The organism is Microbacterium sp. CCNWLW41, assembly GCF_037083505.1.
In genome coordinates, this window is the sequence record NZ_JBAOJP010000008.1 from 318,712 (window position 1) to 342,271 (window position 23,560).

Genomic DNA, 23,560 nt, shown 5'->3' on the forward strand with positions numbered 1-23,560 from the left:
CGGTGACCATCCCGGTCACGGCGCGCGCGATCGAGGAGCGGACCGCGCCGGCCGGCGTCGCCCGCTCCTCGGCGCTGCGTCTGGTCGGCCTGGTGGCGGCCATCGTGGTGCTCGCGGTCGTTGTGCTGGCGAGCATCGGTATCGGCGCCCGCGAGATGTCCTTGCGCACGGTCTGGGAGGCGCTGTGGTTCTACGACGACGGGATCGACGCCCACGTCACGATCCGGGAGCTGCGCCTTCCGCGGACCGTTGTCGGGCTCGTGGTCGGCCCGGCGCTGGGCGTCTCCGGAGCCCTCATCCAGGCCTACACGCGCAACCCGCTGGCCGACCCGGGGATCCTCGGGGTCAACGCCGGAGCGACCTTCGCCGTCACGGCGACGGTCGGATTCCTCGGCGTCACGGCCCCGCTCGGCTACGTCTGGTTCGCGTTGCTGGGCGCGGCGGCCGTGACCGTGCTCGTCTCCCTGCTCGGAGCGACCGGCGGCGGCACAGCGACGCCGGCGAAGCTCACGCTCGCCGGCGTCGCCCTGAGCGCGGTGCTCGGCGGAGTCAGCAGCGCGATCGTGCTGGGGAATCGGGACACGTTCGACGACCTGCGGTTCTGGGGCGTCGGCTCGCTCGGCGGACGCGCACTCGACGTGGTGCTGTCATTCGCCCCGTTGATCCTCCTCGGCCTCGTGCTGAGCGTCGCGGTCGCCCGCTCCCTCAACGCCCTGGCGCTGGGCGACGAGCTCGCGTCCTCGCTCGGCGTCCGGGGAGGGCGCATCCGAGTCGTCGTGATCGTCGCCGTGACCCTCCTCGCGGGCACGGCCACGGCGTTGGCGGGTCCGATCGGCTTCGTGGGGCTCATGATCCCGCATGCCGTCCGGTGGTTCGTCGGTCCCGATCAGCGCTGGATCATCGCGTACACGATCGTCCTCGCCCCGATCCTCTTGCTGGTCTCCGACATCCTCGGGCGGGTGATCCTGCCCAGCGGCGAGCTGCGGGTCGGACTCGTGACCGCGATCGTCGGCGCGCCCGTCCTGATCCTCCTCGCGCGTCGGAGGTCGGTGAGCGGGCTGTGACCGACGGTGACACTCCACCGCGCCTCGCATCCCGCTGGCTCCGCCGCCCGGCACTGGACCACGGCTACCGTGCCGTCGTGGTGCGTCTGCCGCGTGTCTCCACGATGGCGGGGACGCGCTCGGCGGTCGTCTGCGGCGCGCTCGCCGGTGCGACGGCACTGCTCGCCCTGCTCTCGCTCACAGGGGGGAGCCTCTCCGTGCCCCTCGACGCCGTGGTGGGCGCCCTGATCGGCGCGGGCGACGAGCAGGCGCGCATGCTCGTCGTGCAGTGGCGGCTGCCCAGGGCGTTGTTCGCGATCGCCTGCGGCGTCGCACTGGCGGTGTCGGGCGCGATCTTCCAGTCGCTGACCCGCAATCCGCTCGGCTCTCCGGACGTCATCGGCTTCTCCGCGGGCTCCTACTCCGGGGCCGTGGTGATGATGCTGCTGCTCGGATCGACCCGCTATCTCGACGTGGCGGCCGGGGCGATCCTGGGCGGGTGCGCAACGGCCGCCGTGGTCTACATGCTCGCCTCGCGCCGCGGGACCGTGCAGCCCTTCCGGCTCATCATCATGGGGATCGGCGTGGCCGCGCTGCTGTCCTCGCTCAACTCGGCGCTCATGCTCGCCGTCGACGCCGACACCGCGATGCTCGCCGCGCTCTGGGCGGCGGGCTCCTTCAACGCGCTCGGCTACGACCAGCTCTGGCCGTTGACCGCGCTCCTCGTGGCGCTGCTCGTCGCACTCGTCCCCGTGCTCCCGGGGCTGCGGCAGCTCGAGCTGGGCGACGACGCCGCGCGAGGCCTGGGGCTGCGAGCGAATCGCATCCGTGCGGCAGCGGTCGTGCTGGGCGTGGCCCTGACCGCGCTGGTGACCGCCGGGGCCGGACCGATCTCGTTCGTCGCGCTCGCCGCCCCGCAGATCGCGCGTCGTCTCGTAGGCGGATCCGGGCTGATGCTCATGCCCTCGGCACTCGTCGGGGCGTTCACGCTCCTCGCCTCGGACGTGCTCGCGCAGCGGCTCGGGCTGCCGGTCGGGGTCGTCACCGTCTCGCTGGGCGGCGCCTATCTGGCGTGGCTCCTGGTCTCGGAGTTCCGGAGGAGAACATGACCCCGCTCACCCGTCCCCGTCGCACCATCGGACCGCGCGGGCCGTCAGGGACCCCGGTGAACGCGGCAGCCGCCTCGGAGATCCTCCGCGCGCAGGGCGTGCGCGCGGGCTATGACGGCCGGATGATCCTCGACGGCGTCGACATCTCGATCGCCCCGGGGTCCTACACGGCGATCATCGGTCCGAACGCGTGCGGGAAGTCGACGCTGCTGCGCGCCATCGCCCGCGTCCTGCCGCTGGCGGACGGGGCGGTCCTGCTCGACGGGACGGACATCCACCGCATCCCCACGCGTCGCCTGGCCACGCGGCTCGGGCTGCTCCCGCAGTCGTCCCTCGCGCCGGAGGGGATCCGGGTGGCGGACCTCGTCGCGCGCGGGCGGCACCCGCACCAGGGGATGTTCGATCGCTGGTCGGAGGCGGACGAGGCCGCGGTGACGGCGGCGCTGGAGGCGACCGGGACGACCGAGCTGTCCGGTCGGTTGGTGGAGGAGCTCTCCGGGGGCCAGCGGCAGCGCGTCTGGGTGGCCATGACGCTGGCGCAGGAGACGCCGGTGCTGCTGCTGGACGAGCCGACGACCTTCCTCGACATCTCGCACCAGTACGGTCTCCTGGAGCTGTTCGAACGGCTCCGTTCGCGACTGCACCGGACGATCGTGGTGGTGCTCCACGATCTCAACCAGGCGGCGCGTTACGCGGACCATCTCGTGGTCATGAAGGACGGCGCGGTGGTCGCCGCGGGGCATCCGTCCCGCATCCTGACGCCCGAGCTCGTCGAACAGGTCTACGACCTGCCCTGCCGCATCATGCCCGATCCGGAGACGGGGACGCCGCTGGTGATCCCGCGTCGCCCGTGATGGGCGGGACGGGCCTCACCTCGCGGCTTCGTCTGCGGCGAGGGCCCGCAGCGACTCGACCACGCGCTCGGCCAGGTAGCGGTGCCCCGCCGTCGTCGGGTGCAGGCGCCCGGCGCCCGTGTCGATGACCTGCGCATAGTTCGCCTCGGTGATCCAGTCCTCGGCGATGGGGGAGAGGTAATGCCAGCCGCGCTCCGCGGCGAGGCGGTCGAGCGCGTGATCGATCCTGATCGTGCCCTTGGCGATCGGAAGCGCGTGCGGCGCCGGCCCCAGGACGACGATGCGCGCCCGGGGGAACAGCGCCTGCAGCCGGTCCCATGCGGCGTCGACGGCGTGCGGATAGTCCTCGTCGATCAGGAGACGGTCGTTGATCGAGCCCTGGACGATCACGAGATCGGGGTCGATCGCCGGGTCCAGCGCCGCGATGCGCGTGCCGAAGTCGGGCCCGTCCCAACCCGGCCTGAGGTATCCGCTGCCACGGACGCCGTCCACGATCGTCTCTGCGCCGAGGAGCTCCGACAGCACGTAGGCGTATCCGAGCGTGGGCGAGGCGGCGGCCGAGCCGTAGGTCCACGAGTCCCCGAAGACGAGCACGCGCGGGTGCTCGGGCAGCGCGAGCGGAGCGGGCTCGACGGCGACGACCGGCTCTCCCGGACCCGCCGCGATCGGCGTCGCGGGCGTCCACGGGCGCCACAGCCCGAGCACGGCGGCGCACAGGGCGATCGCGGAGAGAGCGGCGACCAGGGCGAGACGGCGCCGGGGGAGGCGCCGGACGGATCGGGGCATGCGTCGAGGATAAGCGAGCGCGCGCCGTCTCCCGTCCACGGACGAGTCCGCGGCACGGAAGACGGCGCGTCCCGTCGCGGCCCCGGCGGAGCGAGGCGTCATCGCGTCATCCCGCGGTCACTTGGAGGTGCCCTGCGACACCGAGCCCTGGAGCTGGCGCTGGAAGACGATGTAGACGATCAGCACCGGGACGATCGTGATGATGACTGCGGCGAACATGGCGCCGAAGTCGACCTGGTAGCCGGCGGCGGAGGCGAAGCTCGCCATGCCCTGGGACAGGACGTACTTGGTCTGATCGGTGTTCAGCGAGATCGGCAGCAGGAACTGGTTCCACAGGCCCAGGAAGTTCATGATCGCCACGGCCGCGAGACCGGGGCGGGCCATGGGCAGCATCACCTGGAAGAACGTCCGCCACTCGCTCGCGCCGTCGACGTATGCGGCCTCCTGGATCTCGTAGGGCAGGGACTTGAAGAACGAGAAGAGGAAGAACACCGTGAACGGGAGGGCGAAGGCGACATAGGTGAGGATGAGCCCCGGGAGCGTGTTCAGCAGCCCCATCCCCTGAAGGATGAAGAACAGCGGGACGATGGCGAGGAAGACCGGAAAGGTGAGGCCCGCCAGCATGAGGTAGTAGATGACCCGGCTGCCCGGCAGCGCGAAGCGCGCGAGCACGTAGGCGCACATCGCCCCGAGCACCATCACGAGGACCAGCGAGACGCCGACGACGATCACGGTGTTCAGGAACATGAGCCCGAAGTTGTACTTCGTCCATGCGGAGAAGAAGTTGTCGAGGTTCCAGCTCGCCGGGAGGCTGAACGGTGAGGCGAAGATCTCGCGGGTCGTCTTGAAGGAGCTGAGCAGCGTCCACAGCATCGGGAGGATCACGGCGATCGACCAGATCACGAGGACCACATGGGAGATCCCGCCGACGACCTTGTCGCTCGTCGTGCTCTGCACCGTGCGGGCGGAGCTCCGCGCGGCTCTCTTGTCGATGGTGACGCTCGTGCGGGTGTCGAGGCTCATGCGCGTCCTCCTTCGTCCTTGCCGCCGATGAGTCGGAACAGCCCGATGACGAGTCCGGCGAAGACCAGGGTGATCACGGCCAGCACGACGCCCATGGCGCTCGCCAGACCGAACTGTCCCTTCTCGAAGGCGGTGCGGAACAGGTACTGGCTCATCACCAGGGTGGTGTTGCCCGGTCCTCCGGTCGGGTTCAGGGCGGCCATGTAGACGAAGGCGTCCAGCGCCATGATGCCCAGGTAGATGTACGCGGTCTGCACGTTGTCGCGGATCTGCGGCAGCACGATCGAGAGGATGGTGCGCGTGCGTCCGGCGCCGTCCAGGCGCGCGGCCTCGAAGGTCTCCGCGGGGATCCCCTTGATCGCCGCGATGAACAGCACCATGTAGAAGCCGACCATGCCCCACACGATCACGAAGATCGTGACGGGCATCGCCGTGCGCTCGTCGCCGAGCCAGGCGAAGTCGTTCGTGTCGATCCCGACCAGGCCCAGCAGACCGTTGAGCAGCCCGTTGGGGAGGTAGATCATGCTCCACAGGATGCCGATGACGATGGCGGGGATGACGTAGGGGAAGAACGACACCACGCGGTAGAAGCTCGAGCCCTTGAGCCCGCGGACCTGGCCGTGGCTCGGCCCGCCGACGGTGATCATGCTCGCGAAGATCAGGGCGATGGTGAGCGTGATGAGCGGGACGACGATGGCGAGCAGAGCGTTGTTGCCCATGGCCTGCAGGAACGTCTCGTTCTGGAACAGCCGGACGAAGTTGCTGACGCCGACGAAGTCCATCTCGGTCGAGAAGCCCGTCCAGTTCGTCATGGAGTAGTAGACGGCCTGGATGAACGGCGAGATGACGAAGATCAGGAAGATCGCGACGGGCAGGCCCAGGAAGACCAGCAGGAACGAGACGTAGTCGAACGTGAGCTTGCGGCGCAGGCCCGCACGGGGCGCCTTGCGGCGCGCCGTGCGGGCGGTGACGACCGCGCTGGTGTCCAGCGCCGCGTCGAGACCGGGAGCGCTGAGGCTCATTTGATCTCGATCTTCGTGACGGAGTCGTCGTTTCGGACCTTGTCCGTCAGATCCTGCAGCTGCTTGGTGATCTCCTCGACGGACATCTTCCCGTCCAGGAACGAGTTCCAGATGGGGAGCTGGTCGGAGTTCATGCCGTACAGGTTGAAGGACTTGATCGTGAACACGTTTCCGGCCGCGGCCTCCAGCAGCTTCGTCTGCGACACCAGGGCGGTCGAGCCGAAGCCGTCCTCGGGCACCGTGCCCTTGACGATGGTGGGCGCGAGCTTCTCCTTGGCGAAGTAGGTCGCGTTCTCCTTCGAGAGCATCGTGCGCAGCAGCTCCTTGCCGCCGGCCGGGTTCTTGGCCTTGGACGGCACGATGAACGGCTCGCCGGCCTCCGCGCGCATGGTGCCCTTCGGCGTGGTCTGGTTCCCGTCCAGCGGCAGCTCCGCGATCCCCGTCATCTGGAAGTCATCGGCGGTCTGCTTCTTCATCTCGTTCTCGATCCAGGAACCCGACGGGTACAGCAGCGCCTCCTGGTCGAGGCTCCACTGGGACTGGGCCTGGGTGAACTGCGTGCCGCCACCGCCGGGCTTGACGTACCCGGACTGGATCAGGTCGTGCAGGATCGTGAGGATGCCCTGGATCGTCGGGTGCGACCAGCAGCCCTCCTCCAGGTTCTCCAGCGGCAGACGCACGTCGTCGCCGGACTGGATGACGGCCGAGTCGACGACCATGGTCTGGTAGTACGTGGCCGCTTCCTTGCCCCAGAGGAACAGGTACTTCCCCTTGGCCTTGGCCGCCTCGCCGAGGGCCTTCAGGTCCTGCCAGCTCGTCGGGACCGTGAATCCGTTCTGCTGGAAAAGGCTCGCCGAGTACCAGATGCCGTACACCGTCATCACGTAGTTCAGCGCGACGAACCGGCCGTCGAACGTCCCGGGCGCCTTGACGCCGTCGTAGAGGGTGTCGCTGATCTTCTCGCCTTCGAGGTTGTTCGCCTCCAGCACCTCGTCGAGCTCCTCGAGCTGGTCGAGGATCGTGTTCCAGCCGATCGAGTTGGCGCCGGAGTTGTCCACGAGGTCGGGCGGGTTGCCGCCGACGAACCGGGGCTGGAGCTCCTGCGCGATCTTCGTGGAGGGGGAGACCTTGGCCTCGACGCCGTCGTGGTTGCCCTGCATGATCTTGGCCGCGTTCTCGACGTAGTCCACGCCGTAGCCGCCGTCGAAGATGACCGCGTCGACCTTGGTGTTGGCCGCGACGCCGAACGGGTTGTCCGCGGTGACCTCGCCTTTCGGCGCCGTCCCGCCTCCGCCGCCACCGGGAGCGGCGCACGAGGCCAGGCTCACGCCGAAGGGGACGAGCACGGCCGCGAGCGCGGCTCCGCGCAGCAGGGTGCGGCGGCTGATGGACGCTTCGTTGAGTTCCATGTGTGTTCTGCCTTCCATTGATGTGTGCGGGTGGGGGTGAGAGAGCAGGAGCGGTCAGGCGCCGCGGCGCAGTCGGTCGCGGTAGCGGTCCTCCAGAGCGGAGTTGTGCTCGTCGCCGCCGGGGATGTTCGCGGAGATGTACAGCGGCGGGGTGTCGCCGGCGTCTCCGATCGCCCGGGCGACGCCGAGGGTGAGCAGCTGCGCGATGAACGCGGCGGTGATCGAGGAGATCGCTCCGATGCCGAACCCGCCGGGCAGCTCCAGCGTGCTGTCCCCGTAGGGGGCGAGGTTGTCGATCACGACGTCGGCGATCTCGCTGAGTCGCTTGCCGCTGGGGTGCTTCGGCTCGACCCGGGCGGTGTGCTCCAGGCTCGTCACCGCGATGACCGGGTGTCCGTGCTCCTTGGCCCACAGGGCGACCCCGACGATCGATCCGTTCACGCCGGAGTTGGAGGCGATCACGAACGCGTCGTGCGCGCCGACGGGCGAGACGGCCATGAGCTCGTCCACCACCCACGGTTCGCGTTCCAGCGCTCCGGTCAGGACGTCCACCGTGCGCTCGCCGTGCAGGACGATGTCGCGCAACGCGATCCGGTTCGTGGGGATGAGACCGCCCGCGCGTCCTGCGATCTCCATGGCGAACGCCTCCGAGTGTCCCGTCCCGAACGCCTGGATCACCCCGCCGTCCTCGAGGCTGCGCACCAGCAGGGCGATCGCCGGGTCGAGGGCGCCCTCCTCGGCGTCGCGGGCCAGTCGCTCGAGCCGGCTGGTCGCCTCGTGCAGCAGTGCGGCGGGGGTGGCGGTCATCGGGTCTCCTCCGTGGGGGTGCGATCGGTGCGGCGACGGCTGGGACGGTCGGGGCGGCGGTGGGCGGAGACCGCCATGGCGCTCGCGGCGAGGCGGGTGGCGGCGTCCGAGAACATGTGCTGGGCGACCAGCAGGTAGAGCAGGTCGATGACGAGTAGCTGCGAGTGCTTGACCGAGAGGTCGTCCGGTCGCAGGTAGGGCATCGGTGCGGCCGTGCACAGCGCGTCGTCGGCGACGGAGGCGATCCACGAGGCGCTGTCGTGCGTGATCGCGACCGTGCGGGCGCCGACGGCACCGGCCTGGGACAGCATCTGCACGGTCTCCTCGGTGCGCCCCGTGCTGGAGATCCCGATCGCCACCGAGGAGGCGTCCTGCAGCACCGCGCTCGTCAGCCCGTCGTGCACGTCCCGCCACGCGTGCGCGTTCACTCCGATCCGGTACAGCCGCCCCTGGAACTCCTCGGCGATCACGCCGCTGCCGCCGACGCCGTAGATGTCGACGTGACGGCTCGTCGCGATCGCGCGCGCCACGTCCTCGACCGCGTCGAGATCGAGCCAGGCGCTGGTGGTCTCCAGGCTGCGGATGTGCAGGGCGAGCAGGGTCTGCAGCACCTTCTCCGGGGCGTCGTCCGGCGCGAACTCGCGTCCGATGTCCGCACGCCAGGACTCGTCGGCGTCGCCGCGGCCGATCTCGCTGGCCACGCCCACGCGGAACTGCGTGTAGCCGTCGAAGCCGAGGGCACGGCTGAATCGCGTGACGGTGGCGGCGGACGTCCCCGCGAGCGCGGCGAGCTCGGTGATCGTGAGCTCGACCGGGGCGGTGGGCTGATCGGCGATGACGTCGGCGATCTTGGACATGGCCGTGGGCATCGAGCCGCGGCGGGCCGCGATGCGTCGCGAGATCGACTGATCGTTGCCGATGTCCAATGTCCGTGGCACCATTGCCTCCATTGAAAACGGGCCACCGTTGGCGCCGTCGGATGAAAACTATTCTTATTTCGCCCCTGCGTCAACGAGGACGGGTCACGAATGAGTCACGACGCTCTGGTGCTCGGAGTGGACGCCGGGGGCACCTCGACCAGAGCCGTCCTCGCCACCCCTCGGGGGGAATGCCTGGGCTACGGCGTCGGCGGGGGCGGGAACCCGATCTCGGTCGGGGCCGAGGCCTCCGCGCGGGCCGTGCTCGACGCCGTGCGCGGGGCGCTCGCGGTCGCCGGCCGCCGGGCGGAGGATGTCTCGGTGATCGTCGCGGCGATGGCCGGCTACACGTCCGGCGGCGGCGGAGATCAGCTGCGCGGACTGCTGGCTCAGCACGGTTTCGCCGGGCGGCTCGAGTTCCGGTCCGACCTGCTCGCGCTGTACTTCAGCGGGACGGCGGCACCGGCCGGATACGCGCTGGTGTCGGGGACCGGCGCCTGCGTGATCCGCGTCGAGGACGGGGACGTCGCCGCGGCCGCCGACGGACTGGGGTGGCTGCTCGGCGATCGCGGCAGCGGCTTCTGGATCGGTCACCGGGTCGCGCGCGCGGCCGCCGCCGATCTCGACGGCGGGGGACCGCCGACGGCGCTGACCGACGCCGTGCTGTCCGCGTGCGGCATCGAGCGCGGCGGGACGACCGTGGAGGGGCGGCCGGGCGAGCTGTCCCGGCTGGTCGAGACCCTCTACGCGCGGCGCCCCGTCGAGCTGTCGCGGTTCGCCCCGCTCGCCTTCGACCACGAGGACGACGAGACCGCGCGCGGCATCCTGCGCGAGGCCGGAGCCGCGCTCGCCGCGACCCTCGAGGTCGTCCGGACGGGACCGGGCCCGATCGTGGTCGGCGGGAGCGTGCTGTCCAGGCCCGGAGGCCTACGGGACGAGTTCATCCGTCGTGCGTCGCGCAGCGGAGAGGCGCTCGAGATCCTGCGGGTCGGGGACGGCGCCGCCGGCGCGGCCTACCTGGCTCTGCGCGAGGCAGGGGACGAGCCCGACGCCTCCGCGCTGGCCGCGCTCACCGCGACCCTGGCGCGCTTCCGCTGACCTCGGCGGCCGCGCGGTGCGGATGCGCCCGCGGTCCTAGGATGGGTGGTCTATGAACCCTGCAGCCCTCGCCGAAGCCGTCCTCGCCGTCCTGACCCCGATCTCGGACGAGCGACGACCCGGCGAGCCGCTGGGGATCACGGCCTCCGACATCGTGCTGGAGCGCCCGCGCAACCGCGATCACGGCGACTGGGCGACCAACGTCGCGATGCGCCTGGCGAAGCCGTTCGGGACGAACCCCCGCGAGCTGGCACAGTGGATCGCGGACGGACTGGGCGCCGTCGACGGGGTCGCCGAGGTCTCCGTCGCCGGTCCCGGCTTCATCAACATCCGCCTCGAGGCGGGGGCGGCCGGAGCCCTGGCCCGCACGATCGTCGAGGCCGGACCCGCGTACGGCACGAACGACTCGCGGGCGGCCGAGGTCATCAACCTCGAGTTCGTCTCGGCCAACCCGACCGGTCCCATCCACCTGGGCGGCACCCGCTGGGCGGCCGTCGGGGACGCGCTGGCCCGGATCCTCACGTCGCAGGGCGCCCGCGTCACGCGCGAGTACTACTTCAATGATCACGGCGCGCAGATCGACCGCTTCTCGCGGAGCCTCGTCGCGGCGCACGAGGGCCGCCCGGCGCCGGAGGACGGCTACGGCGGAGCGTACATCGGCGACATCGCGCGACGCGTGGCTCTGGCGTACGAGGGAAACCTCGACGAGCTCGCTCCCGACGACAAGCAGGAGGCGTTCCGCGACCTCGGCGTCGGCTTCATGTTCGACGAGATCAAGAAGAGCCTGCACGACTTCGGTGTCGACTTCGACGTCTACTTCCACGAGAACGACCTGCACACCTCAGGCGCGGTCGAGCGCGCGGTCTCACGGCTGCGGGAGCTCGGCCACATGTTCGAGGCGGACGGTGCCCTCTGGCTGCGCACGACCGACTTCGGAGACGACAAGGACCGCGTCGTCATCAAGTCTGACGGTCAGCCCGCCTACATCTCCGGCGACCTCGCGTACTATCTCGACAAGCGCGAGCGCGGGTTCAACCGCTGCATCATGATGCTCGGCGCCGACCACCACGGCTACGTCAAGCGGCTCATGGCGATGTGCGAGGCGTTCGGGGACGAGCCCGAGGTCAACCTCCAGATCCTCATCGGGCAGATGGTGAATCTTGTGAAGGACGGCACGCCCGTCCGGATGTCCAAGCGAGCGGGCACCGTCGTGACGCTGGAGGACCTCGTGGAGATCGTCGGTGTGGACGCCGCACGTTACGCCCTGACCCGCAGCGCCTCGGACTCGAACCTCGACGTCGACCTCGACGTCCTGCAGAAGCGGACGAACGACAACCCCGTCTTCTACGTGCAGTACGCGCACGCCCGTACGCACAACGTCGCCCGCAACGCCGCCGACTCCGGCGTGGACCGCTCCGAGTTCGCGCCCGAGCTGTTGACCCACGAGACCGAGTCGGCGCTGCTCGGCGCCCTCCAGGAGTTCCCGCGGATCGTCGCGTTCGCCGCGGAGGTCCGCGAGCCCCACCGCGTCGCCCGCTATCTGGAGGAGCTCGCCGGCCTGTATCACCGCTGGTACGACAACTGCCGCGTCATCCCGCTCAGCGACGACCCCGTCGAGGCGGTGCACCGGACCCGTCTGTGGCTCAACGACGCGACGGGCCAGGTGCTGCGCAACGGACTGGAGCTGCTCGGCGTCTCGGCGCCCGAGCGGATGTGAGCAAAGCGCATGGGCGACACGGAGCCGTACCCGCGAGATCTCGGCACGCAGCACGCCACGGTGCCGCTGCCGCGTGACGGCTCGGCACCGGAGACGCGCACGCGACGGCGATGGCCGTGGATCGTCACCGCAGCGGTCGTCGTGCTGGCCGCGCTCGTCGTCGTGGCGGAGTTCGTCGCGCGGGCGGTGGTCGCCGACGTGGCGCGCACGCAGGTCATCACGGCTCTGCACCTGCCGGAGGACCAGCAGATCGACGTCGCGACCGACGGCATCGTCCTCGCGCAGCTGCTCGCCGGCAGGCTCGATGCCCTGCACCTGTCCTCCGACGACGTCGCCGTGGGGCCGTTCGCCGGAGCCGTCACCGCGGAGGCCCGGGGGTTCCCCCTGCGCGGCGGGCCGATGACGGGAGCGACGGGAACGATCAGGGTCACCGCGGAACAGCTCGGCGACCTCGTCGGATCCGCCACCGATCTCCCCGTCGAGGAGATCGCCCTGGAAGGGGCGAACGTGACAGCGAAGGGCGCTCTGAGCCTGTTCGGACAGAGCCTGCCGATCGCCCTCACCCTGAAGCCCGACGCGGTGGAGGGCGACATCGCGTTGACGCCCGTCTCGGCGTCGGTCGCGGGCGTCACGCTGGACGCGGCTCAGCTGGCGGGCCGCTTCGGCGGCCTCGCGGACGGGCTGACGGCGCCGCAGCGCATCTGCATCGCCGACCAGATCCCCGCCGGGCTGCACCTGGTCTCGCTGGGGGTGACCGACGGGCAGCTCGTCGCCGGGCTCCGCGCCGACGGCGCGATCACGTCGGACGCGTCCCTGCAGCGGAACGGGACCTGCCCTTCGCGGTGACCGCCGCGTCTGCGGACGGCTCGGCCTTCCGCACGGCCGCGCTCGCGGCGTCGCGCTCCTCCTGCGCGGCCCGGAGCATCCGTTCCGCGCGCTCCAGTCGACGCTCCTCGAAGGTGCGCGCTCGCCCGGCGGACGCGTCCTCCTGGTCCTCGACGGCGGTGATGATGAACGCGCCCGCGTAGAGCACGACCTGCGCCGAGAGGTTCAGCCAGATCAGGAGGGCGATGAGGGCGGCGAAGGAGGCCAACAGCGGGTTGGCCCGCGCGCCGCCGATGAAGAGGCCGGACAGCTGCTGGAGCACGAGGAGCCCGAGGCCGCCGAGGAGGGCCCCCGACCACAGCGCGCGCGCCGAGGCCCGCACGCCGGACAGCACGACGAACAGCGCGGCGACGAGCAGCGTGTCCATCACGAGGATGATCAGGATGTCCAGAGCCCGCTCCGCCCACACGGCCGCGGGAGAGTCCTCCGCACCGAGCGCCCCCGTGAGCGCCCGGATGCCGGAGCCGCCCGTGACGGTCAGGAACGCCGTCACCGCGACGGCGAGGGCGATGCCGATCGCCAGGGCGAGATTGCGCAGGATCACCCAGAGCCAGAACACGTCGTCGCCCACGGTGCCGGCGAGGGAGCGCAATGCGGTCCGCAGGGCTCCGATCGCCCCGAGCGCGGCGCCGACGAGCGCGACCAGCGAGGCGATGCCGGTGAGGGTGAGGCCGGTGGGCGCGGTGATGGCCTCGGCGTCCACGATGCCGTCCGGTCCCACCAGCCCGGGGATCGCGGAGTCCACCGCCGCGACGAGGGCGCGGAACGCCTCCGGGTTCCCCGCGAGCCACAGACCCGCGACGGAGAAGCCGAGGAGCACCGCCGCGAACACGCTGAACAGGGCGCGGTAGGTGATGCTGTCCGCCAGCACCGGTCCGCGGCGTTCGACGTAGAGGAGCGCCGCCCGGACCGCTCGGCGTCTCAGCGCGAAAGCGATCACGGCCTGAATCGCCCGCGCGAACGGGTTTTGTCGCTCGGCTTCCGGCGTCGCGTCCATGCGTCGAGCGTATCCGGCGCCCCCGGGGGATCGGAGGACCGAGACGAATCGGTGCCAGCCGAGGGTTGCGGCGTTTCGTCTCGCTTCGCTCGCTCAACGACCGAAACGCACCCCGACGAGGCGCGTCATGACATGTCGCACCGCGACGGGGCGCCCTCCTCGCGTGTCCTAGACTGCTGGGGAACTCGGCCGGACGCCCCGCCGAGCACCGCTTCCGCGGCGGTCCGTCCTCGACGCGACCCGGGAAGCGGCGACACCCCTCCCGACGATTGGTGCTCCGTGGTCTCCGCCCTGCCCGACGAACCCCTCGCTCCGGAATGGCTCGCCGTGCCCGCCGACCCGAACGACCTGGTCCCCGCCGTCTGGCCGGCCTCTGCGCGTCGCGACGACGACGGGGAGCTGCGTCTCGGCGGCGTCCGGGTGTCCGAGCTCCGTGCGCGCTTCGGCACGCCCCTGTACATCCTCGACGAGGACGAGGTGCGCGCCCACGCCCGCCGGATCCGCGAGGCGTTCGACGCGGCCGCCGCGGCGCACGGCACCCGATCCCGTGTGTACTACGCCGGGAAGGCGTTCCTCAGCGCCGACGTGGTGCGCTGGGTGAGCGAGGAGGGTCTGCGCCTGGACGTGTGCAGCCGCGGCGAGCTCGAGACGGCGCTCGCCGCCGGCGCGGACCCCGCCCGGCTCGGCTTCCACGGCAACAACAAGTCGGTCGCCGTCCTCGAGCGCGCGGTGGAGGTCGGAGTCGGGACCATCGTCGTCGACAGCCTGATCGAGATCGAGCGCCTGGGCGCGATCGCCGCCCGCCTGGGTGCGGATCGCCCCGGGATCGTGCAGGACGTCCTGATCCGCGTGAACAGCGGCGTGCACGCCGAGACGCACGACTTCCTGGCGACGGCCCACGAGGATCAGAAGTTCGGCTTCGCGCTGGACGAGGCGCACACGGCGGCGGCGCGGATCCGCGAGATGCCGAGCCTGAACCTGCTCGGACTGCACTGCCACATCGGCTCCCAGATCTTCGGCGCTGCGGGGTTCGCGGAGTCCGCGGCCCGCGTGGTCGACCTGCACGCCGAGCTCCTCGCCGGAGGGGAGCTCCCGCTGCTGAACCTCGGCGGGGGCTTCGGCATCGCCTACACCGCGGCCGACGATCCCACGCCCATCGAGCTCCTCTCGTCCGCGATCGTCGACGCGGTGGCGCGCGAGTGCGAGGTGCGCGGGATCGCCGTGCCGACGCTGGCCTTCGAGCCCGGGCGATCGGTCGTGGGCCAGGCCGGGGTGACCCTGTACGAGGTCGGCACGACCAAGCCCGTGTCGCTGGGGGAGCGCGGCGAGCGGCTCTACGTCAGCGTCGACGGCGGGATGAGCGACAACGCGCGACCCGCGCTGTACGGCGCGCCGTACTCGGCGAGGATCGCCTCCCGCGCGGGCACAGGGGACCCGGTGCTCGTCCGGGTGGTGGGGCTGCACTGCGAGTCCGGCGACATCGTCGTCGAGCACGAGTACCTGCCCGCCGACGTGACCCCCGGAGACCTGCTCGCAGTGCCGGCGACCGGCGCGTACTGCCACGCGCTGGCGAGCAACTACAACCACACCCCCCGCCCGCCGGTCGTGGCGGTGCGGGACGGACACGCACGCCTGATCGTGCGCGGCGAGACCCTCGCGGACCTCCTCGGCCGCGACGCGGGCCTCGACGCCGTACCCGAACCGGCGGAGTCGTCCGCCGCCCAGCCCGGCTCCGCCGGAGAAGGAGAAGCATGACGCCGCAGCGCACCCTCCGCATCGCCCTGCTCGGTGCGGGATCCGTGGGATCCCAGGTCGCCCGTCTTCTGCTCGAGCACGGCGAGGAGCTGTCCGAGCGCAGCGGCGCCCGACTGGAGTTCGCCGGGATCCTCGTGCGCGACCCGGACGCGCCGCGCGACACGGAGCTGCCCCGGGAGCTGCTGACCACCGATGCGGAGGCGCTGATCCTCGGCGCCGACATCGTCATCGAGCTGATGGGGGGCATCGAGCCGGCGCGGTCGCACGTGCTGGCGGCCATCCGCTCGGGGGCGGACGTGGTCACCGGCAACAAGGCACTGCTGGCCACGCACGGAGCTGAGATCTTCGAGGCCGCCGATCAGGTGGGCGCGTCCGTGTCCTACGAGGCCGCGGTGGCCGCCGCCATCCCGATCATCCGACCGCTGCGGGACTCGCTCGCCGGCGATCGGATCGTCCGGATCTTCGGGATCGTGAACGGCAGCACGAACTTCATCCTCGACAGCATGGACCGGGACGGCCTGAGCGCGCAGGAGGCGCAGCGCATCGCCACCGAGCTCGGATACCTCGAGGCGGACCCGACGCTGGACCTCGAAGGCTACGACGCCGCGCAGAAGGCCGCGATCCTCGCCAGCCTCGCCTTCCACACGCAGGTCTCCTTCGAGGACGTGCACCGCGAAGGCATCGAGTCGGTGACCGCGGACATGATCGCCGACGCCCGTCGCGCGGGCTACGTGATCAAGCTCCTCGCCATCTGCGAGCGGCTGTCCGGCCCCGAGGGCGGCGTCTCGGTGCGCGTCTACCCGGCGCTCATCGATCGCGAGCATCCGCTGGCGACGGTGCACGGCGGCAACAACGCCGTGTTCGTGGAAGCCGAGGCCGCGGGGCCGCTGATGTTCTACGGGGCAGGAGCCGGCGGCGTGCAGACGGCGTCGGCCGTGCTCGGCGACGTCGTCTCGGCCGCCCGTCGCCACCTCGCCGGTGGCGTCGGCGTCGGCGAGTCGGCGAGGCAGAGCCTGCCCGTCGCGCCGATCGGCCGTATCACCACCCGGTACCAGATCACGCTCGAGGTCGAGGACCTCCCGGGGGTCCTGGCGACCGTGGCCGGGATCCTCAGCGAGGAGGGCGTGTCCGTCGCGACGGCGCTGCAGACCGTGGAGGGCGAGGACAGCGCCACGGCACGGATCGTGATCGGCACGCATCGCGCGTCCGAGCAGGCGCTCAGCGACACGGTGGCCCGGCTCGCGGAGAGCAGCGTCGTGCAGCGCGTGGTCTCCGTGCTGCGCGTGGAGGGGGAGTGATGGAGGACGGCGCCGTCGTCCCGGAGGGTCGCAGCGTCGAGGTCAGGGTCCCGGCGACGAGTGCGAACCTCGGACCGGGATTCGACACCCTAGGGCTCGCGGTGAGCATGTACGACGAGCTCGAGGTGACGGCGCTCGCGACCCCCGCAACCGGCGAACAGGCGCGCATCGAGGTGGAGGTGAGCGGATCGGGCGCGGAGGAGATCGCCCGGGACGCGACGAACCTCGTGATCCGCTCGATCGCGCACGTGTTCTCGGACGTCGGGAGGCCGATGCCGGGGATCCGCCTCGTGGCGCGCAACGGCGTCCCGCACGGCCGGGGGCTCGGATCCTCCGGCGCCGCCGTCGTGGCCGGCGTGCTCGCCGCCCAGGGGCTGCTGGACGGGATCGCGAACCTCGACGACGATGCGCTGCTGCGGCTCGCCACGGAGCTCGAAGGACATCCCGACAACGTCGCCCCGGCGCTCTTCGGCGGGCTGACGATCGCCTGGACGGGGGAGCAGGGCCCGCGGCACAAGAAGCTCCTCGTCCATCGCGGGGTCTCCCCGCTGGTGCTCGTCCCGGGGTACACGATGTCCACCAAGGCCGCCCGCAGCCTGCAGCCGGAACAGGTCCCCAGCGAGGACGCCGTGTTCAACGTGTCGCGCTCGGCGCTGCTGATCGCGGCGCTCACGCAGAGCCCGGACGTGCTGCTGGACGCCACGGACGACCGTCTGCACCAGGATTATCGCGCCCCCGCGATGCCGGAGACCAGCCGGCTCGTGCGAGCGCTGCGCGCCGAGGGGTTCGCCGCAGTGGTGTCCGGCGCCGGGCCGAGCGTGCTCGTGCTGTGCGACGGCCCCGGAAGCCGGATGGACGCCGCGCGGGTCGCCGAGGAGGCCACGGACACTCCGTGGGAGCACCGCGCCGTCGCAGTGGATGTCCGAGGTGGTACAGTGAGGAACCGAGCGGAGGGCTCTTCGTCACGATCGTGATTCCGGCCCGAGGCGCAATCTGCGCCGCACTCGCACCACCCGAACGACTCGCCGAGTCCTTTCGCGTGCGCTGAGCATCGGGCCCAGCGCATCGCCGGTGCAGCCGCATGCCGAGGCTGCGGCACCCATCCGCTCACACCCACAGACGTGAAGAGGAGTACTCGTGGAGACCATCTCCGAGACCCAGTCCGACGCGCCGGTTCCGGCGTCCGACGCCCCGGCGACCGCCGAGGCCGCACCCGCGGAGGCGGCGAAGGCGCCGGCCCGCAAGCGCGCGCCGCGCCGCGCCACGACCGCGTCGGCGGCCGCTGCCGCCGAGACGACGGAGGCGGGAGCTCAGCCCGCGGAGGCGCCGGCGGACCAGAGCCCGGCCGACGCTGGCGACGAAGCCCCCAAGGCCAAGGCGCCGCGCCGATCCCGCGCGAAGAAGACCGAGGAGCCCGCCGCCGACGGCGAGGCCCCGGCGGCGGAGCCCGCGAGCGCGGACGCGGAGGCGCCCAAGAAGCCGTCCCGTGCGCGCAAGTCGCGGACGACCAAGACCGACGGCGACGCCGAGGCGGCGGCGCCCGAGGCCGTCCCGGCATCCGCCGGCGCCGAGAAGGACGCCGCGTCGCCGGCCCCGGAGTCGTCCGGCGACGCCGCGGGCGACAAGGCCGAGAACGGGACTGACGCGGGCGCCGCGGAGCAGGCGAAGCCGAAGAGCGGCCGTGGCCGCTCGGGTCGTGGCCGCGGCGCCGCGGCGGCCACGGAGGAGTCGGCGGAGCGCCCGGCCGAGGCGGAGGCGCCGGTCGAGGCTCCGAAGCAGGAGGACGGCGACGCGGAGGACCAGGGCGGCCGGTCGCGGGGGCGTTCGCGCAACCGCAACCGCAACCGCAACGGCAACGGCGGCCAGAACGGCGGCGCCGACGAGTCGTCCGAAGAGTCCGCCTCGTCCCGGACCCGCCAGCGCAACAAGCGACGCGGCGGCGGCACGAACGACGAGTTCGAGACCGAGATCGGAGAGGACGACGTCCTGATCCCGATCGCGGGGATCCTCGACGTCCTCGACAACTACGCGTTCGTGCGCACCACCGGCTACCTGTCCGGCCCGAGCGACGTCTACGTCTCGCTCGGCCAGGTCAAGAAGTACAACCTGCGCAAGGGCGACGCCGTCGTCGGCGCCATCAAGCAGCCGCGCGAGGGCGAGCAGCAGGGCCGGCAGAAGTACAACGCGCTGGTCAAGGTCGACTCGATCAACGGGCTGTCGGTGGACGACGCCGCCACCCGCGTGGAGTTCGGCAAGCTGACCCCGCTCTACCCGCAGGAGCGCCTGCGTCTGGAGACGGCGCCGGAGAAGCTGACCCAGCGGATCATCGACCTGGTCGCCCCGATCGGCAAGGGGCAGCGCGGTCTCATCGTCGCTCCGCCGAAGGCGGGCAAGACCATCGTGCTGCAGCAGATCGCGAACGCGATCGCGCAGAACAACCCCGAGGTCCACCTCATGGTCGTCCTCGTCGACGAGCGGCCCGAAGAGGTCACCGACATGCAGCGGACGGTGAAGGGCGAGGTCATCGCCTCGACGTTCGACCGCCCGGCGGAGGATCACACCACCGTCGCCGAGCTCGCCATCGAGCGCGCCAAGCGCCTCGTGGAGTTGGGCCGTGACGTCGTGGTCCTGCTCGACTCGATCACGCGCCTCGGCCGTGCCTACAACATCTCCACCCCGGCGTCCGGGCGCGTGCTCACCGGCGGCGTGGACGCGGCCGCCCTGTACCCGCCCAAGCGGTTCTTCGGCGCGGCGCGCAACATCGAGAACGGCGGCTCGCTGACCATCCTCGCCACGGCGCTCGTCGAGACCGGCTCCAAGATGGACGAGGTCATCTTCGAGGAGTTCAAGGGCACCGGCAACAGCGAGCTGCGACTGTCGCGCGCGCTGGCCGACAAGCGCATCTTCCCGGCCGTGGACGTCAACGCGTCCAGCACCCGCCGCGAGGAGATGCTGCTGAGCCCCGACGAGGTGAAGATCACCTGGAAGCTGCGCCGCGCCCTGGCGGGCCTCGACCCGCAGCAGGCGCTGGAGGTCGTGCTCGGCAAGCTGAAGGAGACCGGCTCCAACGTGGAGTTCCTCGTGCAGATGCAGAAGTCGATCCCGGCGCCGCCCGCGGCCGGCCACAGCCACGGTCACGAGAACAACATCCGCTGACCCGGACCCGGCCGGAGCCGTCATGTTCGAACAGGTCTCGGCGCTGCGCGACGAGCACGCCCGGGTGGAGAGGGAGCTCTCCGACCCGGACGTGCACGCCGATGCGGCCCGCGCCAAGCGCGTCAACCGCCGCTATGCGGAGCTGAGCCGGATCGTCAAGGCGCACGACGACTGGGTCGCCGCGGGGGAGGACCTCGCCGCGGCCCGGGAGCTGGCCAGGGAGGACGACGCCTTCGCCGCGGAGGTCCCCGCCCTGGAGGAGGGCCTGTCGCAGGCGCAGGAGCGCCTGCGACGGCTGCTCATCCCGCGGGACCCGGACGACGCCCGTGACGTGATCATGGAGATCAAGGCCGGCGAGGGCGGTGCCGAGTCGGCGCTGTTCGCCGCCGACCTGCTGCGCATGTACGTGCAGTACGCCGCCGCGAAGGGCTGGAAGACGGAGCTGCTGGAGCGGACGGAGTCCGACCTCGGCGGCTACAAGGACGTCCAGGTGGCCATCAAGGGATCCTCGTCCGACCCCGCGCAGGGCGTGTGGGCGCACCTGAAGTACGAGGGCGGCGTGCACCGCGTCCAGCGTGTTCCCGCCACCGAGTCGCAGGGGCGGATCCACACCTCGACGACCGGCGTCCTCGTCTTCCCCGAGGTGGACGAGCCGGACGAGATCGAGATCAACCAGAACGATCTCAAGATCGACGTGTTCCGCTCGTCCGGGCCCGGAGGGCAGTCGGTGAACACCACCGACTCCGCGGTGCGGATCACGCACGTGCCCACGGGCATCGTCGTGTCGATGCAGAACGAGAAGTCACAGCTGCAGAACCGCGAGGCCGGGATGCGCGTGCTGCGGGCGCGGCTGCTCGCGCGTCAGCAGGAGGAGCGGGAGGCCGCGGCATCCGATGCGCGCCGCTCGCAGATCCGGGGGATGGACCGGTCGGAGCGGATCCGGACGTACAACTTCCCGGAGAACCGCATCGCGGATCACCGCACGGGCTTCAAGGCGTACAACCTCGATCAGGTGATGGACGGCGCGCTGGACCCGATCATCGAGTCCGCCATCCACGCCGACGAGGAGGCGCGGCTGTCCGCGCTGGGCGGCGACGACTGACGCGTCGTCCGCCCGGACGCCCGGTCAGATCGTGTACTCGGGCGCGCGCAGCAGCGCCGCGGCCTCACCATCGGGCCGCCGTGCGCGAGGCGCGGCCGGAACCCCGACGAGGAGCGCATCGGCCGGTGCGTCCTTGGTGACCACGGCCCCGGCGCCGACCACCGTTCGCGCCCCGATCGTGATCGGCCCGAGGATCTTCGCCCCCGCGCCGACGACGACCCCGTCGCCGAGTGTGGGGTGCCGCTTGCCGGCGCTGCGGGTGCGCCCGCCGAGCGTGACGCCGTGGTAGATCAGGACGTCGTCGCCGATCTCCGCGGTCTCGCCGATCACGACGCCCATGCCGTGGTCGATGAAGAATCGCCGTCCGATCCGGGCACCGGGGTGGATCTCCACACCCGTCAGCCATCGCGCCACCTGCGAGCCGAGGCGCGCGGGGAAGCGCAGCCCCCGTCGCCAGAGCGCGTGGTTGACCCGGTGCGCCCATACGGCGTGCAGCCCCGGATAGAGCACGGCGACCTCGACCGGCCCCCGGGCGGCCGGGTCGCGCCGACGAGCGGCCGCGATGTCCTCGCGGATCCGCGCCAGAGCCCCCACCCGGCTCAGTCCTTCGGCTCGTCGCGGAGGTCTTCGAACAGAGCGGTGGACAGGTAGCGCTCGCCCGTGTCGGGGGCGACGACGACGATGGTCTTGCCGGCGCTCTCCGGGCGCGCGGCGACCTGGAGGGCGGCGGAGACGGCGGCGCCGGTCGACATGCCGACCAGCAGGCCCTCCTTGGCGGCGAGCTCGCGCGCCACGCGCAGCGACTCGTCGAAGTCCGCGGTGATGACCTCGTCCAGCACCTCGCGGTCGAGCACGTCCGGGACGAAGTTGGGACCGATGCCCTGGATCTTGTGCGGTCCGGGGCGTCCCTCCGTGAGGACGGGGGAGTCCTTCGGCTCGACCGCGATGACCTTCACGTCGGGCTTCGCCGCCTTCAGCGCCTGGCCGGTCCCGGTGACGGTCCCGCCGGTGCCGACCCCGGCGACGAAGACGTCCACGGCGCCGTCGGTGTCGCGCAGGATCTCCTGTGCGGTGGTCTCGCGATGGATCTGCGGGTTGGCGGCGTTCTCGAACTGGCGCACCCAGACCGCGCCGGGGGTGTCCGCGACGATCTGCTTGGTGACCTCGATGGCTCCGGCCATGCCCTTGGTCGGGTCGGTGAGGACGACCTCGGCGCCGAAGGCCTTGAGGAGGACCCGGCGCTCCTTTGACATCGACGCCGGCATGGTCAGGATCACGCGATAGCCGCGTGCGGCCCCGACCATCGCCAGGGCGATGCCGGTGTTGCCGCTGGTGGACTCCACGATCGTCCCGCCCGGTGCCAGCGCCCCGGACTTCTCGGCGGCGTTGATCATGGCGATGCCGATGCGGTCCTTCACACTGGATGCCGGGTTGTAGAACTCGAGCTTGATGAGGACCGTCGCGTCGAGTCCCTCGGTCACGCGGTTCAGCCGCACCAGGGGAGTGTTCCCGAACGCGGTGGTGATGTCGGAGTGGATGCCGGCCATGGCTGCCCTTTCGTCGACGGGCGCCCGCGGAGGCGGGCGCGGTGTCAGCCTAGGCGAGCGGCCTCATCGACGGGAGACGTGTGACGCCCCATGGCGGAGGGCTTCCGGCGCAGGGCGGATACGCTGGGTGCTCGTGCCGCACTCCCTCGACCGCATCCTGCGCGAAACCGCCCGCCTGCTCGCGGAGGCGGGCGTGCCCGACCCCGTCGTGGACGCCGAGCTACTTGCCGCCCACGTCCTCGGCGGCGGGCACGGCGCACCGGGCTGGAGCCGGGGCGCCGTGCAGGCCGCCGCCCTGCGCGGCGACGAGATCGAGGGCCCTGCCGCCGCCGAGATCGGCGCCCTCGCGGAGCGCCGCTCCCGTCGCGAGCCGTTGCAGCACCTGACCGGCCGTGCGCCGTTCCGGCACCTCGAGCTCGCGGTGGGACCCGGCGTGTTCGTCCCTCGGCCCGAGACCGAGACCGTCGCGCAGTTCGCGATCGATGCGCTGCGGGCGGCGCCCGTGCCCGCACCGATCGGCATCGACCTCGGCACCGGGAGCGGCGCGATCGCCCTGGCGATGGCCACAGAGGTGCCGCACGCCCGGGTCTTCGCCGCGGAGGTGTCGCCGGAGGCGCACGCGTGGGCGCGACGCAACACCGAGCGGCAGGAGAACCTGACGCTCGTGCAGGCCGACCTCGCCGATGCGTTCGAGGAGCTGGCGGGTCGGGCCGACGTGGTCATCTCCAACCCGCCGTACGTCCCGGACGCCGCCGTCCCCCGCGACCCCGAGGTGCGGCTGCACGACCCGGCCCTGGCGCTGTACGGGGGAGAGGACGGCCTGGACGTGGTCCGCGTCATCAGCGGGCGCGCGCTCACCCTCCTGCGTCCCGGGGGGCTGCTCGTCCTCGAGCACGGCGAGCTGCAGGGCGCGCAGATCCGCGCGCTGCTGGAGGACGACGGCTGGCGGGCGACGGCGACCCACCGCGACCTCACGCAGCGGGATCGCGCGACGACCGCCATCCGCCCCTGAGCGGATTCCGGGGCGTCGCCCCG

The 23,560-nt window shown here is 71.6% G+C and carries 21 protein-coding genes; 12 read left to right on the forward strand and 9 right to left on the reverse strand.

The genetic code is table 11. From position 1 onward, the window contains the following. The first annotated feature begins 2 nt into the window (after positions 1 to 2). From V6R91_RS26075 to V6R91_RS26085, 3 genes are read left to right on the forward strand one after another with little or no spacing between them, the layout of a single operon-like run. Entirely contained in the window at positions 3 to 1,064 is a 1,062-nt protein-coding gene (locus V6R91_RS26075; protein WP_336397628.1) for a FecCD family ABC transporter permease, read from the forward strand. Further along, positions 1,061 to 2,152 (forward strand): FecCD family ABC transporter permease, encoded by a 1,092-nt coding sequence (locus V6R91_RS26080; protein ID WP_271062473.1) that lies wholly within the window; start codon positions 1,061 to 1,063, stop codon positions 2,150 to 2,152. Before V6R91_RS26075 ends, V6R91_RS26080 begins: the two co-directional genes overlap by 4 nt. Continuing rightward, entirely contained in the window at positions 2,149 to 3,006 is an 858-nt protein-coding gene (locus tag V6R91_RS26085; RefSeq protein WP_336397629.1) for an ABC transporter ATP-binding protein, read from the forward strand. The genes V6R91_RS26080 and V6R91_RS26085 overlap by 4 nt, the downstream gene beginning before the upstream one ends. Before the next feature lie 15 nt (positions 3,007 to 3,021). Here V6R91_RS26085 and V6R91_RS26090 read toward each other — a convergent pair whose 3' ends face one another. From V6R91_RS26090 to V6R91_RS26115, 6 genes are all read right to left on the reverse strand, one after another. Then, positions 3,022 to 3,792 (reverse strand): SGNH/GDSL hydrolase family protein, encoded by a 771-nt coding sequence (locus V6R91_RS26090; protein WP_336397630.1) that lies wholly within the window; start codon positions 3,790 to 3,792, stop codon positions 3,022 to 3,024. 117 nt (positions 3,793 to 3,909) lie between these two features. After that, positions 3,910 to 4,815: a carbohydrate ABC transporter permease gene (locus V6R91_RS26095; RefSeq protein WP_067245063.1), complete on the reverse strand. Its 906-nt coding sequence runs from the start codon at positions 4,813 to 4,815 to the stop codon at positions 3,910 to 3,912. Beyond that, the gene (locus tag V6R91_RS26100) at positions 4,812 to 5,837 is read right to left on the reverse strand and encodes a carbohydrate ABC transporter permease (RefSeq protein ID WP_271062475.1); all 1,026 of its coding nucleotides are present in this window, start codon (positions 5,835 to 5,837) and stop codon (positions 4,812 to 4,814) included. The genes V6R91_RS26095 and V6R91_RS26100 overlap by 4 nt, the downstream gene beginning before the upstream one ends. After that, positions 5,834 to 7,246 carry an N-acetylglucosamine/diacetylchitobiose ABC transporter substrate-binding protein gene (ngcE, locus tag V6R91_RS26105; RefSeq protein ID WP_067245068.1) on the reverse strand — a complete coding sequence of 471 codons (1,413 nt, stop codon included), beginning with the start codon at positions 7,244 to 7,246 and terminating at the stop codon, positions 5,834 to 5,836. The genes V6R91_RS26100 and ngcE overlap by 4 nt, the downstream gene beginning before the upstream one ends. Positions 7,247 to 7,300: 54 nt before the next feature. Next, complete coding sequence (locus V6R91_RS26110; protein WP_219084602.1) at positions 7,301 to 8,053, reverse strand: sugar isomerase domain-containing protein; 753 nt, start codon at positions 8,051 to 8,053, stop codon at positions 7,301 to 7,303. After that, the gene (locus V6R91_RS26115; protein WP_336397631.1) at positions 8,050 to 8,994 is read right to left on the reverse strand and encodes a MurR/RpiR family transcriptional regulator; all 945 of its coding nucleotides are present in this window, start codon (positions 8,992 to 8,994) and stop codon (positions 8,050 to 8,052) included. The genes V6R91_RS26110 and V6R91_RS26115 overlap by 4 nt, the downstream gene beginning before the upstream one ends. A gap of 87 nt (positions 8,995 to 9,081) precedes the next feature. Here V6R91_RS26115 and V6R91_RS26120 point away from each other — a divergent pair, with 87 nt between their 5' ends. From V6R91_RS26120 to V6R91_RS26130, 3 genes are read left to right on the forward strand one after another with little or no spacing between them, the layout of a single operon-like run. Further along, on the forward strand, positions 9,082 to 10,068 hold the full coding sequence (locus tag V6R91_RS26120; RefSeq protein ID WP_336397632.1) for an N-acetylglucosamine kinase: 987 nt from the start codon (positions 9,082 to 9,084) through the stop codon (positions 10,066 to 10,068). A 52-nt stretch (positions 10,069 to 10,120) separates the two neighbouring features. Beyond that, positions 10,121 to 11,785 (forward strand): arginine--tRNA ligase, encoded by a 1,665-nt coding sequence (gene argS, locus V6R91_RS26125; protein ID WP_336397633.1) that lies wholly within the window; start codon positions 10,121 to 10,123, stop codon positions 11,783 to 11,785. Between the two features lie 9 nt (positions 11,786 to 11,794). Continuing rightward, positions 11,795 to 12,631 carry an LmeA family phospholipid-binding protein gene (locus tag V6R91_RS26130; protein WP_336397634.1) on the forward strand — a complete coding sequence of 279 codons (837 nt, stop codon included), beginning with the start codon at positions 11,795 to 11,797 and terminating at the stop codon, positions 12,629 to 12,631. On the opposite strand, the gene V6R91_RS26135 is transcribed toward V6R91_RS26130, so the two are convergent. After that, complete coding sequence (locus tag V6R91_RS26135; protein WP_336397635.1) at positions 12,582 to 13,610, reverse strand: YihY/virulence factor BrkB family protein; 1,029 nt, start codon at positions 13,608 to 13,610, stop codon at positions 12,582 to 12,584. The two genes, V6R91_RS26130 and V6R91_RS26135, sit on opposite strands and share 50 nt — an antisense overlap. A gap of 336 nt (positions 13,611 to 13,946) precedes the next feature. Between V6R91_RS26135 and lysA the strand changes: the two genes are divergently transcribed. The 5 genes from lysA to prfA all read left to right on the forward strand — a co-directional run bounded on the left by lysA (position 13,947) and on the right by prfA (position 20,978). Continuing rightward, positions 13,947 to 15,422: a diaminopimelate decarboxylase gene (gene lysA / locus V6R91_RS26140; protein ID WP_336397636.1), complete on the forward strand. Its 1,476-nt coding sequence runs from the start codon at positions 13,947 to 13,949 to the stop codon at positions 15,420 to 15,422. After that, positions 15,419 to 16,720, forward strand: a complete 1,302-nt coding sequence (locus V6R91_RS26145; RefSeq protein WP_336397637.1) for a homoserine dehydrogenase — start codon at positions 15,419 to 15,421, stop codon at positions 16,718 to 16,720. The genes lysA and V6R91_RS26145 overlap by 4 nt, the downstream gene beginning before the upstream one ends. Beyond that, positions 16,720 to 17,694, forward strand: coding sequence for a homoserine kinase (gene thrB, locus V6R91_RS26150; protein WP_336397638.1), 975 nt, complete (start codon positions 16,720 to 16,722; stop codon positions 17,692 to 17,694). The genes V6R91_RS26145 and thrB overlap by 1 nt, the downstream gene beginning before the upstream one ends. A 163-nt stretch (positions 17,695 to 17,857) precedes the next feature. Next, entirely contained in the window at positions 17,858 to 19,876 is a 2,019-nt protein-coding gene (rho, locus tag V6R91_RS26155; protein ID WP_336397639.1) for a transcription termination factor Rho, read from the forward strand. Positions 19,877 to 19,898: 22 nt separating this feature from the next. Further along, a complete protein-coding gene (gene prfA / locus V6R91_RS26160; RefSeq protein WP_067248924.1) occupies positions 19,899 to 20,978 on the forward strand; it encodes a peptide chain release factor 1 in 1,080 nt (359 codons plus the stop codon). A gap of 24 nt (positions 20,979 to 21,002) precedes the next feature. Here prfA and epsC read toward each other — a convergent pair whose 3' ends face one another. Then, a complete protein-coding gene (epsC, locus tag V6R91_RS26165) occupies positions 21,003 to 21,572 on the reverse strand; it encodes a serine O-acetyltransferase EpsC (RefSeq protein ID WP_271062251.1) in 570 nt (189 codons plus the stop codon). Positions 21,573 to 21,577: 5 nt separating this feature from the next. Beyond that, on the reverse strand, positions 21,578 to 22,525 hold the full coding sequence (cysK, locus tag V6R91_RS26170; RefSeq protein WP_067248920.1) for a cysteine synthase A: 948 nt from the start codon (positions 22,523 to 22,525) through the stop codon (positions 21,578 to 21,580). Between the two features lie 133 nt (positions 22,526 to 22,658). Between cysK and prmC the strand changes: the two genes are divergently transcribed. After that, complete coding sequence (gene prmC / locus V6R91_RS26175) at positions 22,659 to 23,537, forward strand: peptide chain release factor N(5)-glutamine methyltransferase (protein WP_378817823.1); 879 nt, start codon at positions 22,659 to 22,661, stop codon at positions 23,535 to 23,537. The last annotated feature ends 23 nt before the right edge of the window (positions 23,538 to 23,560 follow it).

Excerpts from the sequence above, each read along its gene's own strand:
- V6R91_RS26085 (WP_336397629.1), top strand. The coding sequence starts at position 2,149 with ATGACCCCGCTCACCCGTCCCCGTCGCACCATCGGACCGCGCGGGCCG.
- V6R91_RS26090 (WP_336397630.1), bottom strand. The coding sequence starts at position 3,792 with ATGCCCCGATCCGTCCGGCGCCTCCCCCGGCGCCGTCTCGCCCTGGTC.
- V6R91_RS26095 (WP_067245063.1), bottom strand. The coding sequence starts at position 4,815 with ATGAGCCTCGACACCCGCACGAGCGTCACCATCGACAAGAGAGCCGCG.
- V6R91_RS26100 (WP_271062475.1), bottom strand. The coding sequence starts at position 5,837 with ATGAGCCTCAGCGCTCCCGGTCTCGACGCGGCGCTGGACACCAGCGCG.
- ngcE (WP_067245068.1), bottom strand. The coding sequence starts at position 7,246 with ATGGAACTCAACGAAGCGTCCATCAGCCGCCGCACCCTGCTGCGCGGA.
- V6R91_RS26110 (WP_219084602.1), bottom strand. The coding sequence starts at position 8,053 with ATGACCGCCACCCCCGCCGCACTGCTGCACGAGGCGACCAGCCGGCTC.
- V6R91_RS26115 (WP_336397631.1), bottom strand. The coding sequence starts at position 8,994 with ATGGTGCCACGGACATTGGACATCGGCAACGATCAGTCGATCTCGCGA.
- V6R91_RS26120 (WP_336397632.1), top strand. The coding sequence starts at position 9,082 with ATGAGTCACGACGCTCTGGTGCTCGGAGTGGACGCCGGGGGCACCTCG.
- argS (WP_336397633.1), top strand. The coding sequence starts at position 10,121 with ATGAACCCTGCAGCCCTCGCCGAAGCCGTCCTCGCCGTCCTGACCCCG.
- V6R91_RS26130 (WP_336397634.1), top strand. The coding sequence starts at position 11,795 with ATGGGCGACACGGAGCCGTACCCGCGAGATCTCGGCACGCAGCACGCC.
- V6R91_RS26145 (WP_336397637.1), top strand. The coding sequence starts at position 15,419 with ATGACGCCGCAGCGCACCCTCCGCATCGCCCTGCTCGGTGCGGGATCC.
- thrB (WP_336397638.1), top strand. The coding sequence starts at position 16,720 with ATGGAGGACGGCGCCGTCGTCCCGGAGGGTCGCAGCGTCGAGGTCAGG.
- prfA (WP_067248924.1), top strand. The coding sequence starts at position 19,899 with ATGTTCGAACAGGTCTCGGCGCTGCGCGACGAGCACGCCCGGGTGGAG.
- cysK (WP_067248920.1), bottom strand. The coding sequence starts at position 22,525 with ATGGCCGGCATCCACTCCGACATCACCACCGCGTTCGGGAACACTCCC.